The sequence below is a fragment of the Micromonospora thermarum genome, assembly GCF_012034245.1.
In the GTDB taxonomy this organism is placed as follows: Bacteria; Actinomycetota; Actinomycetes; order Mycobacteriales; family Micromonosporaceae; genus Micromonospora; species Micromonospora thermarum.
This window is the reverse complement of sequence record NZ_JAATEO010000005.1, coordinates 101,324-115,849: the sequence shown is the minus strand read 5'-3', so window position 1 is coordinate 115,849 and position 14,526 is coordinate 101,324. Positions and strand designations below refer to the sequence as shown.

Genomic DNA, 14,526 nt, shown 5'->3' with positions numbered 1-14,526 from the left:
CGCGCCGGTGGAGACCCTTCCCCACACTGTCAGCGAACGTACAGCGGATTGCCGATAAAATGGATGGCATGATCGACTCTTCTGCCCAGGAGGGCAGCAGTAGCCAGCCGGGTCGCGCCCGGCACCCCCTGACCCCGACCCGTACGGGAGCCCTGAGCCACCCGTGCTGATCGTCGTCGGTCTTCTCCTCATCATCGTTCTCACCGCAGCCACCGGCTACTTCGTGGCTCAGGAGTTCGGTTACGTCGCCGTGGACCGCGGCAGGCTCAAGCAGCGTGCCGACGGTGGCGACAAGGCCGCCGCCCGGGCCCTCGAGGTGACCGGCCGGCTCTCCTTCATGCTCTCCGGCGCCCAGCTCGGGATCACCGTCACGGCGCTGCTGGTCGGTTACGTCGCCGAGCCGTACCTCGGTGCGGGCCTGGCCGACCTGCTCGGCGTGGCCGGGGTCTCGGCCGCCGTGAGCCTGCCCCTGTCCGTGGTGCTGGCCCTGCTCATCGCCACCATCGTGCAGATGGTGCTGGGTGAGCTGGCCCCGAAGAACCTCGCCATCGCCCGCGCCGAGCCGCTCGCCCGCGCTCTCTCCCGCTCCACCCTCATGTACCTGAAGGTGGCCGGGCCGCTGATCAAGCTCTTCGACCGCTCCGCCGTCCGGCTGCTCCGCCGGATCGGCATCGAGCCCATCGAGGAGCTGCCCAGCGGCGCCACCCCGGAGGACCTCGAACAGATCATCGCGGAGTCGCGCGAGGAGGGGCGCCTGACCGCCGAGATGTCCACCCTGCTCGACCGTGGGCTGGACTTCCGGCAGCTCACCGCCGGGGAGGCGATGGTGCCCCGGGTCGACGTGCACACCGTCCGCGCGCACGAGCCGGTCAGCCGGGTCGTGGAACTGCTGGAGACCGGCCGCTCCCGGTTCCCCGTCCGGGGCGCGGAGGGCGTGGACGACGTCGTCGGCGTCATCGGCATCGCCGACGTGCTCGGCGTACCGCTGGAGCGCCGCGCCACCACCCCGGTGAGCGCGGTGGCCGTACCCCCGCTGCTGGTGCCGGAGACCCTGCCGCTGCCCACGGTGCTGGACCGGCTCCGGTCCGGGCACCGGCAGCTCGCCTGCGTGGTCGACGAGTACGGCGGCTTCGCGGGCGTGATCACGCTGGAGGACATCGCCGAGGAACTGGTCGGCCCGATCCGCGACGAGGACGACCCGCCGGAGCGGACGCCGACCCGGCAGGACGACGGCTCGTGGGTGGTCCCCGCCCGCTGGCGCATCGACGAGGTCGCCGACAGCACCGGCATCTCGCTTCCCGAGGCCCCGGAGTACGACACCCTCTCCGGCCTGGTCATGCGGGAGCTGGGCCGGGTGCCCGAGGTCGGCGACCGGCTGGAGGTCACCCTGCCCGTGGACGGCGACGAGGCCGCCGTCGGCACGCGGGCGCTGGTCGAGGTGCTCGCGGTCGACCGGCACGTGGCCGACTCGGTCCGGCTCCGCCTCATGGAGCCGGGCGGCCGCCAGGAGGTGACCGCGTGAGCCCCGGCGTCGCACTCTTCACCTCGGTGGTCCTGCTCGCGCTGAACGGGTTCTTCGTGGCCGCCGAGTTCGCCCTCGTGGCGAGCAAGCGGTACCGCCTGGAGCAGGCCGCCGCCGGCGGCAGCCGTGCCGCGAAAGCAGCCCTGGATGGCGTACGGGAGCTGTCGCTCATGCTCGCCGGCGCGCAGCTGGGCATCACCCTGTGCACGCTGGGCCTCGGTGCGCTCGCCGAACCGGCGATCGAACACCTGCTCAGCCCACTGCTCCACGCCGTCGGCCTGCCCGACGCGGCCAGCCACGCCATCGCGCTGATCTTCGCCCTCAGCGTGGTGACGTTCCTGCACCTGGTGGTCGGCGAGATGGCGCCGAAGTCGTGGGCCATCACCGACGCCGAGCGGTCGGCGACGCTCCTGGCGCTGCCGTTCCGGGCCTTCGCCTGGATCGCCCGGCCGGTGCTGTCGGTCCTCAACAGCCTGGCCAACGGCATCCTCCGGCTGGTCAAGGTCAACCCGCAGGACCAGCTCGCCCAGGTGCACGGCCCGGACGAGCTGCGCATCCTGCTCGAGCAGTCCCGCGAGCACGGCCTCCTCGGCGCCGAGCAGCACGAGCTGCTGACCAGCATGCTGGAGCTGCAGGGCACCACGGTGGCCCAGATCATGGAGCCGTTCGACCGGATGGTCACCGTACGCCGCGGCGACGACGCCGGTCGGGTCGAGCAGGTCAGCCGGGACAGCGGCCGGTCGCGTCTCGCCGTGCTGGACGAGGTGGGGGACGTCTGCGGCCTGGTGCACGTCCGCGAGGCGGTGCGCGCCACCGCGACCCGTCCGGAGGCGACGGCCGGCGAGCTGATGACGGCCGCCTTCACCCTGCCGGCGTCGGCCACCGTGACGGAGGCGGTGGCGGCGATGCGGGCGCGGCAGTCGCAGCTGGCGTTGGTCCGCAACGGCGGCGGGCCGGCCCGCCCGATCGGCTTCGTCGCGCTGGAGGACCTGCTCGAGGAGGTCATCGGCGAGTTCGACGACGAGACCGACCCGGTGCCGCGCGGACGACGGTTGCGGTGAGACGCAGGGCCTGTTTCACCGTGCCGGCCGACACTTGTGAAACAGGCGCCAAGGGGTAAGCGGGGTCGGCCGGCGTCCGCGCCGCCGGCCCCGCGGCCGCTCCTACCGGCTGCGGGTGCCGGGCGTCCGCCCGGCGCGTCGACGCCGGAACGGGGGAGTGGCGTGCGGCTGACGGGGGTGTCGCCGGAGTCGGGCTGGACGGGTCTGACCGTCCGGACCGCGCTGGCCAACCCGAGCACCCGCCCGGGGCTGCACCTGCCGGGGCGGGTGCTCGTCAGCGCGGGCTCCACCGACGTGCCGGTGCTGCACGTCCGGCTCGGCCTGGTCGCCACCGCCGAGCCGGAGGACCCGGACGCGCCCCGCCGCCTCGTGCAGTTCCACCAGGCGCAGGTGGCCGGCGCCTTCGCGCTGCGTGCCGGGCGGGCCCGGAGCATCCCGTTCGAGTTCCCGATGCCGTGGGAAACCCCGGTGACGATCTTCGGCGGAGTGCCGATCCTCAGCATGCGGATGGGTCTGCGGACCGAGGTGGCGATCGAGCCGCAACTCGACCAGGGCGCGATGGTGCCGGTCTTCGTGCACCCGCTGCCCGCCCAGGCGCACATCCTGACCGCCCTCGACACGCTCGGGTTCCGGATGCGTCAGGCCGGGCTGGTCGACAGCCGGCTCCCCGGCGTCGAGCAGGCCCTTCCGCTGCACCAGCGGCTGGGCTACTGGGTCGCGCCGCTGTACGCCGGGCCGATCACCGAACTGGAGGTGATCTTCGTTACGAACCCGGCCGGCCTGGAGGTGCTCCTCTGGTGCGACCGGCGGCTCGCCCTGGCCGGGATCACCCACCAGAGCATCAGCCGCTTCCGGATCTGGCACGCCGGCACCGAGCGGCGCGACTGGGTCTCGACGGTGGACGGGTGGCTGCGGATGGCGATCAACCGGCACGCCGCCGCGGCGTCGCACGCCGACTGGTCGGCGAACATCACCGAATCGGCCCACGTCAGCCGCCCGCCCGACGAACCGGTCCATCCCGGGTTCGGCCTGGGCGGCACGGCCGGCGGCGCCGGCATCGGCGGCGGGGGCGGGGGCGGCGACGGCACGTGACGCGGCACGGCGCGGCGGTGCCGGCGTCGGCCATGGCGACGGCACGCGACGCGGCACGGCCGGCGATGCCGGTCGCGGTGGCGGCGGCACGTGGCCGCCCGGGTGGGGTCAGCCGCTGGCGGTGGCGAGCTTGACGCTGAAGCCCAGGAAGAGGGCACCGACCCCGCTCGTCGCACCCGCGGCGAGGCGGCGCCGGCGACGGAACTGGGCGGCCAGGAACGTGCCCGCGAAGATCAGCGCGGTCAGGTAGAGCGCGCTGGTGACCTGCGCGATCAGCCCGAGCAGCAGGAACGACAGCGCCGGCCACGCGTACGCCGGGTCGACGAACTGGATGAAGAACGAGACGAAGAACAGGATCGCCTTCGGGTTGAGCAGGCTGATCACCACCGCCTTGCGGAACGGGCTGCGCATCTCCGCCGGGTCCGCCGCGTCGATGAGCCGCGGGGTGTCCGGGTCGTTGCGCGTACGCCAGCGCCGCCAGGCCCCGCGCAGCATGCTCAACCCGACGTAGCCCAGGTAGGCGGCGCCCGCGTACTTGATCACCAGGAAGAGCGGCGGGTACGCCTTCAGCAGCGACGCCACCCCGGCGGCGGAGAGGAACATCAGCACCCCGTCACCGACGAAGACCCCGGTCGCCGCCCGGTATCCCGTTCCCACGCCTCGCCGCGCCGCGGTGGAGAGCACGAAGAGCGAGTTGGGCCCGGGCAGCAGGACGATCGCCACGGTGCCCAGCACGTACGTCCAGATGTCGGTGATCCCCAGCACGCCCGACATCATGACGCCGCCGGGACCGCCGGGCGAAGCCTTTCCCGCAGCCTGACCTGTGCGGTTGGCCACTGATCGACGGTCATCGCGTACTGCACCGTGTCCCGCCAGGAGCCGTCGGCGCGCTGCTTGTGCATCCGCAGCACACCCTCCCGTGTCGCGCCCAGACGCTCGATGGCGCGCTGCGAGCGCTCGTTGCGGATGTCGGTGTGCCACACCACGCGGACCGCGCCCAACTCCTCGAAGGCGCGGGTGAGCAGCAGCAGTTTCGCCTCGGTGTTGACGCCGGTGCGCCACCAGGGGCGCCCGAGCCACGTGTGTCCGATGGCGAGGGACCGTCGCTCCGGGTCCACCTCGTAGTAGGACGTGCTGCCGACCACCGCCCCCGTGACCGCGCAGCGTTGCACCCAGGGCACCCGTTTGCCCTGGTGCCCCGCGGCCAGGTAGGCCCGGACGACGGCCGCCATCTCGCCGGCGTCGACCGGCTGGCGGCCGCCGAGATGCCGCCAGACCTCCGGGTCGGCGGTGGCGGCGAGCAGCTCCTCGGCGTGGGCGAGGTCGAGGGGCTCCAGCACCACGTGCTCGCCACGCAGGACGACCGGCTCCAGCCAGGGCGAGCGGGCCGCCCGCAGGTACGCCGGCACCGGCGCGGTCACCCCGGCGTCCGGCTCGGGAACGCCGGCGGTCAGCCGCAGCGGCACCACCCCGGCCCAGTGCGGCAGGTCGAGGTCGCCCGGCTCGTCGCGGACCCCGCCGGTGCGGGACCGGACCGACACCTCGCGCAGCGGCAACGCCAGGACGGCGGTCTCGGCCAGCTCGCGCCGGGTCGGCGGGCGGCTGTCGGTGCTGCGGCCCCGGCCCACCTTCTCGACCAGCGCGGCCAGCACCCGGGCCTTCTCGCCGGCGTCGGTGACCAGGTGAGCGGTGCCGTGCGCGACCACCGACCGGTAGTTGGCGCTGTGGTGGAACTGGGAGCGGCCGTAGACCAGCCCGTCGAGCAGCGTCACCGCCACGCACACCGGGAGACCCTCGCCCCGGGCCGCGAGCAGCGGCCGGCTGCCGGTCGAGCCGTGCAGGTAGAGCGTGTCTCCGACGCGGACGTGGAGGGTCGGCAGCACGCGCGGCTCCCCGTCGACGGTGAACCCGAGCGCGCAGTCGTACGCCTCGTCGAGCACGGCGTGCGCGGCCTCCGGGTCGTAGCTCATCCGCTCCCGCGAGCGGGTGGCGGTGGTGCGGGGGGTGGCAGCGTACATGTGACATCCAGCCTTTGTGCTAGTACAATCTCTGGACTGTGTCAGCACGTTATCAGATCGCCGGGGCCACGTCGGCCGCGATTTCGGCCAGCGTCGAATCCGGCATCCGCTCCGGCGCCCTCGCCGCCGGTGACCCGCTGCCCGCGGTCCGGGCGCTCGCCGCCGAACTGGCGGTCAGCCCGGCCACCGTCGCGCGGGCCTACCAGGAGCTCCGCCACCGGGGCCTGATCGTCACCGCCGGCCGGCACGGCACCCGCGTCCGGCCCCGCCCGCCGGTGGCCGGTGGCCGCTCGGCCCTGCTGCCGCCACCCCCGGCCGGTGTCCGCGACCTCGGGCTCGGTCAGCCCGATCCCCGGCTGCTGCCGCCGCTCGGCCCGCACCTGGCCGCGCTCGCCACCCACCTGGGCCCACCCTCCGGGTACGCGAGCAGCGCCGTGCTGCCCGCGCTCGCCGACGCGGCCCGGGAGCGGCTCGCCGCCGACGGTGTGCCGGCCGCCGAGATCACCGTCACCGGCGGTGCGCTGGACGGCATCGAGCGCCTGCTCGGCGCCCATCTGCGCCCGGGCGACGCGGTCGCGGTGGAGGACCCGGGCTGGGCCAACCTGCTCGACCTGGTCGCCGCGCTCGGGCTGCGGCCGATCGGTGTGCCGGTCGACGACGACGGGCCCACCGAGGCGGGCGTCGCCGCCGCCCTGACCCTCGGCGCCCGGGCGCTGGTCGTCACCAGCCGCGCGCAGAACCCGACGGGCGCCGCCGTCTCCGCCGAGCGGGCCGGGCGGCTGCGGGCGCTGCTCGCCGGTCGGTCCGACCTGCTGCTGATCGAGGACGACCACGCCGCCGAGCTGGCCCGCGTCCCGCTGCACCCGCTCGCCGGGGCGACCCCGAGCTGGGCCTTCGTCCGCTCGGTCAGCAAGCCGTACGGGCCGGACCTGCGGCTGGCGGTGCTGGCCGGCGACGAGGCGACCGTGGCCCGGGTCGCCGGGCGGCTGCGCGCCGGCGCCGGCTGGGTGTCCACCGTGCTGCAACGACTGGTCGTCGACCTGTGGTCCGAGCCGTCGGTGGCCGTGCTGGTCAACCGGGCGGGGAGAAGCTACGAGCGGCGCCGCGCCGGGTTGCTCGCCGAGTTGGCGGCTCGGGGAGTGACCGCCCGAGGGCGCACCGGCATCAACGTCTGGGTTCCGGTTCCCGACGAGACCAGCGTGGTGACCGCCCTGCGCGACGCGGGCTGGGCGGTGGCGCCCGGCGTGCTCTACCGGATCGGCGCCGAGCCCGCTGTCCGCCTCACCGTCAGCACGCTCGACGAGGCCGACCTGCCGCCGCTCGCCGATGTGGTGGCCCATGCCCTCCGACCTGCCGCGGCACCGGGCTTCACCGTCTGATCCGCGGGCTCGGACCACGCGCTTCCGGCCAGGCATGAGGGGTGTTCGGGCGGGTAAGCGCGGCGCCGGAGGTGAGTGACCATGGCAGCCGGCGGGTCGAAGCGGGGCGTCTGGATCGGTGTCATCGTGGCGGTGATCGTGCTCGTGATCGTGGTGATCGCGTTGGCGTCCGGCGGTGGGGACGGCGGCGGCGGATACTGACGGGCAACTCGCCGTTCCCGGCATCGTCTCCCGGACGGGTATATAACAGTCCGCATGGCCGAGCAGACCGAGACCGCGCCAGGTGCCCAGCTGTTCATCCCGCCCAAGGCCGACACGCTCGACGCCCTGCGCGCCGCCGCCGCCGACTGCCGGGGCTGCGAGCTCTACCAGGACGCCTCGCAGACCGTCTTCGGCCGCGGCGACGAAAGCGCCCGGGTCGTCCTCGTCGGCGAGCAGCCGGGTGACATGGAGGACCAGAAGGGGCTGCCGTTCGTCGGCCCGGCCGGGCGGCTGCTGCGACAGGCGGTCGACGACGCCGGGCTGGACCCGGGGCACATCTACCTGACGAACGCCGTCAAGCACTTCCGGTTCGAGCTACGGGGCAAGCGGCGCATCCACCAGACCCCGGACCGCGTACACATCGTCGCCTGCCGGCCCTGGCTGGTCGCCGAGTTCGCCAAGCTGAACCCGGAGGTCGTGGTGGTTCTCGGGGCCACCGCCGCCAAGGCGCTGCTCGGCCCGGCGTTCCGGGTGACGAAGCAGCGCGGGGAGCTGCTGCCCTGGCCGGACGCCGCGCAGTACCCCGAGCACTTCAAACGGGTGCCGGTGGACAGTGCCGGCAGGGTGGCCGACGCTCCGCAGGCCCGCCTGCTGGCCACCATCCACCCGTCCGCGGTGCTCCGGGCGGACAACCGGGACGTCGCCTACGAGGGCCTGGTCGCCGACCTCACCGTGGCCGCCCGCGCCCTCGCCGTCTGACCCGCCCCCGCCGGGGAGCGGCGGCTGACCACCTCTGGGCAGGGCGGGTGAGCGGTGCCACACTTGCCGCCATGGAGCAGCATCTGTACGAGCGGGATCACGACGAGTTCCGCGACCTGTGCCGGGAGTTCCTGGCCCGCGAGGCCGTGCCGCACCACGAGCGCTGGGAGGCGGCGGGGATCGTCGACCGGGACGTGTGGCGCAAGGCCGGGGCGGCAGGGCTGCTCGGCATGGACGTCGACCCCGAGTACGGCGGCGGCGGCCAGCAGGACTTCCGGTTCAACGCGGTGCTGGTCGAGGAGATCGTCGCCGCGGGCTGTTCCGGGCTCGGGTTCGGCCTGCACAACGACGTCGTGGCGCCGTACCTCACCGAGCTGACCACCGACGACCAGCGCAAGCGGTGGCTGCCGGGCTTCTGCTCCGGCGACCTCGTCACCGCGATCGCGATGAGCGAGCCCGGCGCCGGCTCCGACCTGGCCGGCGTCCGCACCAGCGCGGTCCGCGACGGCGACAGCTGGGTCCTCAACGGGCAGAAGACGTTCATCACCAACGGGGAGATGGCCGACCTGGTGGTGGTCGTCGCCCGCACCGCCGACCAGGGCGCGCACGGGGTGAGCCTGATCGCCGTGGAGACCGGCACGCCCGGCTTCAGCCGGGGCCGGCGGCTGGCCAAGGTCGGCCTCAAGGCCAACGATACGGCGGAGTTGTTCTTCGACGACTGCCGCGTGCCGGCGGAGAACCTGATCGGCACCGAGAACCACGGCTTCTACCACCTGATGGCGAACCTGCCCCGGGAGCGCCTCAGCATCGCGGTCGGCGCCGTGGCCGCCGCGGAGAAGCTGCTCGCCGTCACCCTGGACTACGCCCGCAGCCGCGAGGCGTTCGGCCGGCCGATCGGGAAGTTCCAGCACAACCGCTTCCTGCTGGCCGAGCTCGACACCGAGGTGACGATCGCGCGGACGTTCGTCAATCACTGCGTCGCCGAGTTCAACGCCGGGCGCCTCTCGGTGACCGACGCGGCCAAGGCCAAGTGGTGGACCACCGAGCTGCAGAACAAGGTCGCCGACCGTTGCGTGCAACTGCACGGCGGCTACGGCTTCATGCTGGAGTACCCGGTGGCGAAGGCGTGGCTCGACGGCCGGGTGCAGACCATCTACGGCGGCACCACCGAGATCATGAAGGAGATCATCGGACGCGGCCTCGGCCTCTAGGGCGGTGTCGAAGTCCCTGGCTGGCACGCCGGGACCTCGGCGCACGTACCGGCGAAACCGGCTGCCGTCGGCCCGGGTGGATGCGCAAGGATAGGGACCTCGTCCACCCCTTACGTCTCCGGGAGTCGCCGATGGCCACCGACCTGACCGCGCCGGCGCCTGCCCGGCCCGACGTCGCGCCGATCCAGCGGCGGACGCTGCGCCTGCTCTTCGGCACCCAGGTCATCGGCGGCATCGGCGTGACCATCGGCATCGCGGTCGGGGCGTTGCTCGCCGCCCGGGTCGCCGGCACCGCGGTCGCCGGCCTGGCGCAGAGCGCCGCCGTGGTCGGCGGTGCGCTGCTGGCCGTCCCGGTCACCCGGATCATGAACGGGCACGGCCGCCGGCCGGGACTGGTCGTCGCCTACCTGGTCGGCGCGGTCGGCGCGGTGCTCGTCGTGGTCGCCACGGTCACCCGGTCCGTGCCGCTGCTCTTCCTCGGCATGCTGCTCTTCGGCGGGGGCACGGCCGCGAACCTCCAGGCCCGCTACACCGCCGTGGACCTGGCCGACCCGGCCCGCCGGGGTCGCCAGCTCTCGATCATCGTCTGGGCCACCACGATCGGCGCCGTGGCCGCACCGAACTTCGCCGCGCTCGCCGACGAGGTCACCAGCGGGTGGGGGCTGCCGCCGCTGGCCGGCCCGTTCGCGTTCAGCGCCGCCGCGTTCGTGCTCGCCGCCGGCGTACTCCTCGCGCTGCTGCGGCCCGACCCGCTGCTCACCGCCCGCCGGCTGGCGGCGGCCGACGCGCCGGCCGCTCCGCCGCCCGACACCGTCGAGGTCGAGGCCCCCGCCGCCTTGCCGCCCGCGGCGGCCGACGCGCCGGTCGCTCCGCCGGCCGCGGCCACCGTCGCGACCCCGGCCGCCCGGCGCGGCGCCGGGATGCGCGCGGCCTGGCAGGTGGTACGCGGCCTCCCGGCGGCCCGGCTCGGCATCGCGGCCGTGGCGGTCGGTCACGTGGTGATGGTGGCGGTGATGTCGATGACCCCGGTGCGGCTCGGCGAGTCGCACGGGGACGCCGACGTCCTGCGGGTGGTCGGCATCGTGCTGAGCCTGCACATCGCCGGCATGTACGCGCTGTCCCCGCTGGTCGGCTGGCTCACGGACCGGCTCGGGCGACGTGCGGTCATCCTCGGTGGCGTCGGGCTGCTGCTCGCCGCGTGCGCGGTCGCCGGCACCGCCGGGCATCACACGCCCCGGCTCTCGGTCGGTCTCGTCCTGCTGGGGCTGGGCTGGTCCGGCACCATGGTGGCCGGTTCCACGCTGCTGTCGGAGTCGGTGCCGGCGGCGGTCCGGCCGAGCGTGCAGGGATTCTCCGACCTGATCATGGGCCTGTCCGGCGCCGGGGCCGCCGCGGTCAGCGGGTTTGTCATGCGGGCGGCGGGTTATCCGGTGCTCACCCTGCTGGCGGCGATCACGGTGGTGCCTCTGGTGGCGCTAGCGTTGCGTCCGGTGTCCGTGGGGGCACCCGACAAGGAGGACTGACACGTGCGGCTGACCGACTTCTGGGCGCGACTGGAGGAGGCGTTCGGGCCGGCGTACGCGACCAGCATCGCCAGCGACCAGGTGTTGTCCCAGCTCGGTGGGCGGACGATCGAGCAGGCCCTCGCCGCGGGGGAGGAGACGCACGTCGTGTGGCGGGCCGTCGTCGCCGCGTACCCCGACCGGGTGCCTGCCCGACTACGCTGAGCAGCCTTTTCTCCGCTTCCGCGTGTCGCTTGCCGAGTCGTACACCTGTTCGGCTATTGTCCACAGCGGGGTGCTCGTCCACAGCTCGCGGCCTCGTCGCTGGTTTTCTGTCGGACCCAGCGCCTAGCGTGTCCGCGTGACGCGAAGCTCAGCAAAGACGCCGGCGAAGGCAGGGGTGGCAACGATGGCGGCAGCGCCAGACCGGGAGAAGGCACTCGACCTTGCTCTCGCTCAGATCGACAAGCAGTTCGGCAAGGGCTCGGTGATGCGGCTGGGCGAGCGTCCGGTCATCCAGACCGCGGTGGTCCCGACCGGCTCCATCGCACTCGACGTGGCGCTCGGCGTGGGCGGTCTGCCCCGCGGCCGGGTCGTCGAGATCTACGGCCCGGAGTCCAGCGGTAAGACCACGGTGGCACTGCACGCGGTGGCGAACGCCCAGCGGGCCGGTGGCATCGCCGCCTTCGTCGACGCCGAGCACGCGCTCGACCCGGAGTACGCGAAGGCCCTCGGCGTCGACACCGACGCCCTGCTGGTCTCCCAGCCGGACACCGGCGAGCAGGCGCTGGAGATCGCGGACATGCTGGTCCGCTCCGGCGCGCTCGACATCATCGTCATCGACTCGGTCGCCGCGCTGGTGCCGCGCGCCGAGATCGAGGGCGAGATGGGCGACAGCCACGTGGGTCTCCAGGCCCGGCTGATGAGCCAGGCGCTGCGCAAGATGACCGGTGTGCTCAACAACACCGGCACGACGGCGATCTTCATCAACCAGCTCCGCGAGAAGATCGGCGTGATGTTCGGCTGCATGTCCTACTCGACCCGGGTCACCCTCGCCGACGGCACGCAGGAGAAGATCGGCAAGATCGTCAACCAGCGGCTGGACGTCGAGGTCCTGTCCTACAACCCGGAGACCGACCGGGTGGAGCCCAAGCGGATCACCAACTGGTTCAACAACGGGCCGGCGGAGCAGTTCCTCCAGTTCACCGTCGCCAAGTCGGGCGGCAACGGTCGCGCCCAGTTCGCCGCCACGCCCAATCACCTGGTGCGCACGCCGGGCGGCTGGCGCGAGGCGGGAGAGCTGATCGCCGGTGACCGGGTCATGCTGGCCGAGTCCCGACGGCTCAGCGAGCAGCAGTGGCAGGTGATCCTCGGCTCACTGATGGGCGACGGTGCGCTTTCACCGAACCGCCAAGACCGCTCGGGGGGGCGTTTCCGCCTCGGCCACGGAGCCCAGCAGGTCGACTACCTCGATTGGAAGGTGTCCCTGCTCGGCAACATCAGCCATTCCCGACGCGCGGACGCCCGTGGTGCGGCGTTCGTCGACTTCACGCCGCTGCCCGAGCTGGACGAGCTGCGCCGTGCGGTCTACCTGGGCGACGGCAAGAAGCACCTCAGCTGGGATTACCTCAAGGCGCTGACCCCGCTCGCCCTCGCCATCTGGTACATGGACGACGGGTGCTTCACGCTGCGTTCCAAGGGCGTTCAGGAGCGTACGGCCGGCGGATCGGGGCGGATCGAGATCTGTGTCGAGGCGATGGCGGAGGGCAGCCGGGACCGTCTGGTGGAGCATCTGCGTGACGCCTACGGCATGGATGTGAAGCTGGTCGCCCGGGGCGCTCGTCGGACCGCGTCGATCGTGTTCACCACAGAGTCGTCGGCGCGGTTCCAGGAGCTGATTGCGCCGTACGTACCAGCGGCGGTGGAGTCCAAGCTGCTGCCGCGGTTCCGTGGGCAGTGCGCCGTCGAGCCGCAGTTCGTCCCGGAGGAACTCACCCCGGTGCCGGCGCGGGTCATCGACGTGCGCGTCAAGCCCAAGACTCGCTCCATGAACCGGTTCGACATCGAGGTGGAGGGCAACCACAACTACTTCGTGGACGGCGTCATGGTGCACAACAGCCCCGAGACCACCACCGGTGGTCGGGCGCTCAAGTTCTACGCCTCGGTCCGGCTCGACGTGCGTCGCATCGAGAGCCTCAAGGACGGCACCGACGTGGTCGGCAACCGCACCCGGGTCAAGGTCGTGAAGAACAAGGTCGCCGCGCCGTTCAAGCAGGCCGAGTTCGACATCATGTACGGCAAGGGCATCTCCCGCGAGGGCTCGCTGATCGATGTCGGTGTCGAGCAGGCGATCATCCGCAAGTCCGGCGCGTGGTACACGTACGACGGTGACCAACTCGGCCAGGGCAAGGAGAAGGCCCGCGAGTTCCTCCGGGAGAACCCGGACGTGGCCGCCGAGATCGAGAAGAAGATCCTGGAGAAGCTCGGCGTCGGCATCGGCGCGGGCGACGCCGCCGGTGGCCCGGAGCTGCCGCCGGTCGACTTCTGATCCTGACCCGTGGCATCACGACGCGCCCGTACGGGGCGAGGCTGGGACGCCAGTCCGCCCCGCACGGGTGACGCTCCCGCACCCCGCCGCGGTCGCCGGTCCCGGGACACCGGGACTGACGCCGAGGCCACCCCGCCTCATGACGAGGCAGAGGTGGCCCGGGAGATCTGCCTGCGTCAGCTCTCCGTACGCCCGCGCACCCGCGCCGAGCTGGCCGGCGCGCTGGCGAAGCGAGGCATCTCCGAGGAGGTGGCCGCCGCGGTCCTCGACCGGTACGACGAGGTCGGCATCATCGACGACGCCGCCTTCGCCCGTGCCTGGGTCTCCAGCCGGCACGCCGGCCGGGGCCTCGCCCGCCGGGCGCTCGCGACCGAGCTGCGTCAGCGCGGTGTCGACGGGGACGTCGCCAAGGCGGCGCTCGGCGAGTTGGACGACGACACCGAGGCCGAGACCGCCCGAGCCCTGGCGGAGCGGAAGCTCCGCACCACACGGGGCGAGCCGGACGCGGTGTTCCGCCGGCTGGTCGGCATGCTGGCCCGCAAGGGCTACCCGCCGGGGGTGGCGATCCGGGCGGTGAAGGACGCCCTCGCGGCGCAGAGCGCCGAGGCGGCCGAGTTCGCCGACCAGATCGACGAGGACGCCCTCGCCGACGCCGAGGGCGACCTCGACCGAGAGAGCCGCCCGCTCGACTGACCGGCGTACGCCAGCCGCCCCGACCGCACCGCAGCCGGCCGCACCGGTCGCACCCGCAGCCGGCCGCACCGGTCGCACCCGCAGCCGGCCGCACCGGTCGCACCGGCTGTCACCGCCCCGCGCGGACCGGGGCCGCCGGACCGGCTGTCACCGCCGCGCCAGCCGAACCAGCCAGCGGCGTGTCCCCGTTTGTCCTCCGCTGTCCTGCCTCTCATCAGCGGAGAGTCGCCTCGCAGATTCTCTCCGTTCGGGGGGTTTGATCATGAGTTCTTGACCAGACCGCCCCCGGAGACCTAGCCTCGCCATACAGGCTCACATTGCCCGACCAGCGCAGGCTAAGCGCACAACATAGATCGCGTAACAGAACAGCATCACTTTGGCCGATCCATCGGCCCTGGTTCAGGTCCGGACTGGCCGGTCCGGAGCCGACGTGACAACTGCACTTGACGCCGACGATGCCACCCGGGCACCGCCGGCGGGGAGCGCTACCCACGGCCAGCCGCTCCGGTCGGGCGTCCAGAGCCGCAGGAGCGTGCCCAC

At 73.1% G+C, this 14,526-nt stretch carries 11 protein-coding genes and 3 pseudogenes; 12 read left to right on the top strand and 2 right to left on the bottom strand.

Translation table 11 applies throughout. The annotated features are described in order from the left end of the window. Nucleotides 1-163 precede the first annotated feature (163 nt). The 3 genes from HCJ94_RS06725 to HCJ94_RS06715 all read left to right on the top strand — a co-directional run bounded on the left by HCJ94_RS06725 (nt 164) and on the right by HCJ94_RS06715 (nt 3,675). Entirely contained in the window at nt 164-1,522 is a 1,359-nt protein-coding gene (locus tag HCJ94_RS06725; RefSeq protein ID WP_168000102.1) for a hemolysin family protein, read from the top strand. Continuing rightward, nucleotides 1,519-2,583, top strand: a complete 1,065-nt coding sequence (locus tag HCJ94_RS06720) for a hemolysin family protein (RefSeq protein ID WP_168000101.1) — start codon at nt 1,519-1,521, stop codon at nt 2,581-2,583. The genes HCJ94_RS06725 and HCJ94_RS06720 overlap by 4 nt, the downstream gene beginning before the upstream one ends. Nucleotides 2,584-2,745: 162 nt before the next feature. Continuing rightward, on the top strand, nt 2,746-3,675 hold the full coding sequence (locus HCJ94_RS06715) for a sporulation protein (RefSeq protein WP_168000100.1): 930 nt from the start codon (nt 2,746-2,748) through the stop codon (nt 3,673-3,675). Nucleotides 3,676-3,783: 108 nt separating this feature from the next. Here the strand turns inward: HCJ94_RS06715 and leuE are convergent, their stop codons facing one another. Further along, a complete protein-coding gene (leuE, locus tag HCJ94_RS06710; protein WP_168000099.1) occupies nt 3,784-4,452 on the bottom strand; it encodes a leucine efflux protein LeuE in 669 nt (222 codons plus the stop codon). Next, on the bottom strand, nt 4,449-5,693 hold the full coding sequence (locus HCJ94_RS06705; RefSeq protein ID WP_168000098.1) for a bifunctional pyridoxamine 5'-phosphate oxidase family protein/GNAT family N-acetyltransferase: 1,245 nt from the start codon (nt 5,691-5,693) through the stop codon (nt 4,449-4,451). The genes leuE and HCJ94_RS06705 overlap by 4 nt, the downstream gene beginning before the upstream one ends. A 38-nt stretch (nt 5,694-5,731) precedes the next feature. Between HCJ94_RS06705 and HCJ94_RS06700 the strand changes: the two genes are divergently transcribed. From HCJ94_RS06700 to HCJ94_RS06670, 9 genes and pseudogenes are all read left to right on the top strand, one after another. Continuing rightward, the gene (locus HCJ94_RS06700) at nt 5,732-7,072 is read left to right on the top strand and encodes an aminotransferase class I/II-fold pyridoxal phosphate-dependent enzyme (RefSeq protein ID WP_168000097.1); all 1,341 of its coding nucleotides are present in this window, start codon (nt 5,732-5,734) and stop codon (nt 7,070-7,072) included. A 255-nt stretch (nt 7,073-7,327) separates the two neighbouring features. Continuing rightward, nucleotides 7,328-8,032: a UdgX family uracil-DNA binding protein gene (locus tag HCJ94_RS06695; protein ID WP_168000096.1), complete on the top strand. Its 705-nt coding sequence runs from the start codon at nt 7,328-7,330 to the stop codon at nt 8,030-8,032. Between the two features lie 71 nt (nt 8,033-8,103). Then, the gene (locus HCJ94_RS06690; RefSeq protein WP_168000095.1) at nt 8,104-9,243 is read left to right on the top strand and encodes an acyl-CoA dehydrogenase family protein; all 1,140 of its coding nucleotides are present in this window, start codon (nt 8,104-8,106) and stop codon (nt 9,241-9,243) included. A gap of 131 nt (nt 9,244-9,374) precedes the next feature. Continuing rightward, nucleotides 9,375-10,766 (top strand): MFS transporter, encoded by a 1,392-nt coding sequence (locus HCJ94_RS06685; RefSeq protein WP_168000094.1) that lies wholly within the window; start codon nt 9,375-9,377, stop codon nt 10,764-10,766. 3 nt (nt 10,767-10,769) lie between these two features. Continuing rightward, on the top strand, nt 10,770-10,970 hold the full coding sequence (locus HCJ94_RS06680; protein ID WP_168000093.1) for a DUF3046 domain-containing protein: 201 nt from the start codon (nt 10,770-10,772) through the stop codon (nt 10,968-10,970). Nucleotides 10,971-11,154: 184 nt separating this feature from the next. Further along, nucleotides 11,155-12,006: pseudogene (recA, locus tag HCJ94_RS30890) on the top strand (recombinase RecA); the annotation flags it as partial. A gap of 60 nt (nt 12,007-12,066) precedes the next feature. Next, nucleotides 12,067-12,621, top strand: a pseudogene (locus tag HCJ94_RS30885) (LAGLIDADG endonuclease); the annotation flags it as partial. Between the two features lie 222 nt (nt 12,622-12,843). Further along, a pseudogene (locus HCJ94_RS30880) lies at nt 12,844-13,293 on the top strand (recombinase RecA family protein); the annotation flags it as partial. A 9-nt stretch (nt 13,294-13,302) separates the two neighbouring features. Beyond that, nucleotides 13,303-13,986 (top strand): regulatory protein RecX, encoded by a 684-nt coding sequence (locus HCJ94_RS06670; protein WP_168000091.1) that lies wholly within the window; start codon nt 13,303-13,305, stop codon nt 13,984-13,986. The last annotated feature ends 540 nt before the right edge of the window (nt 13,987-14,526 follow it).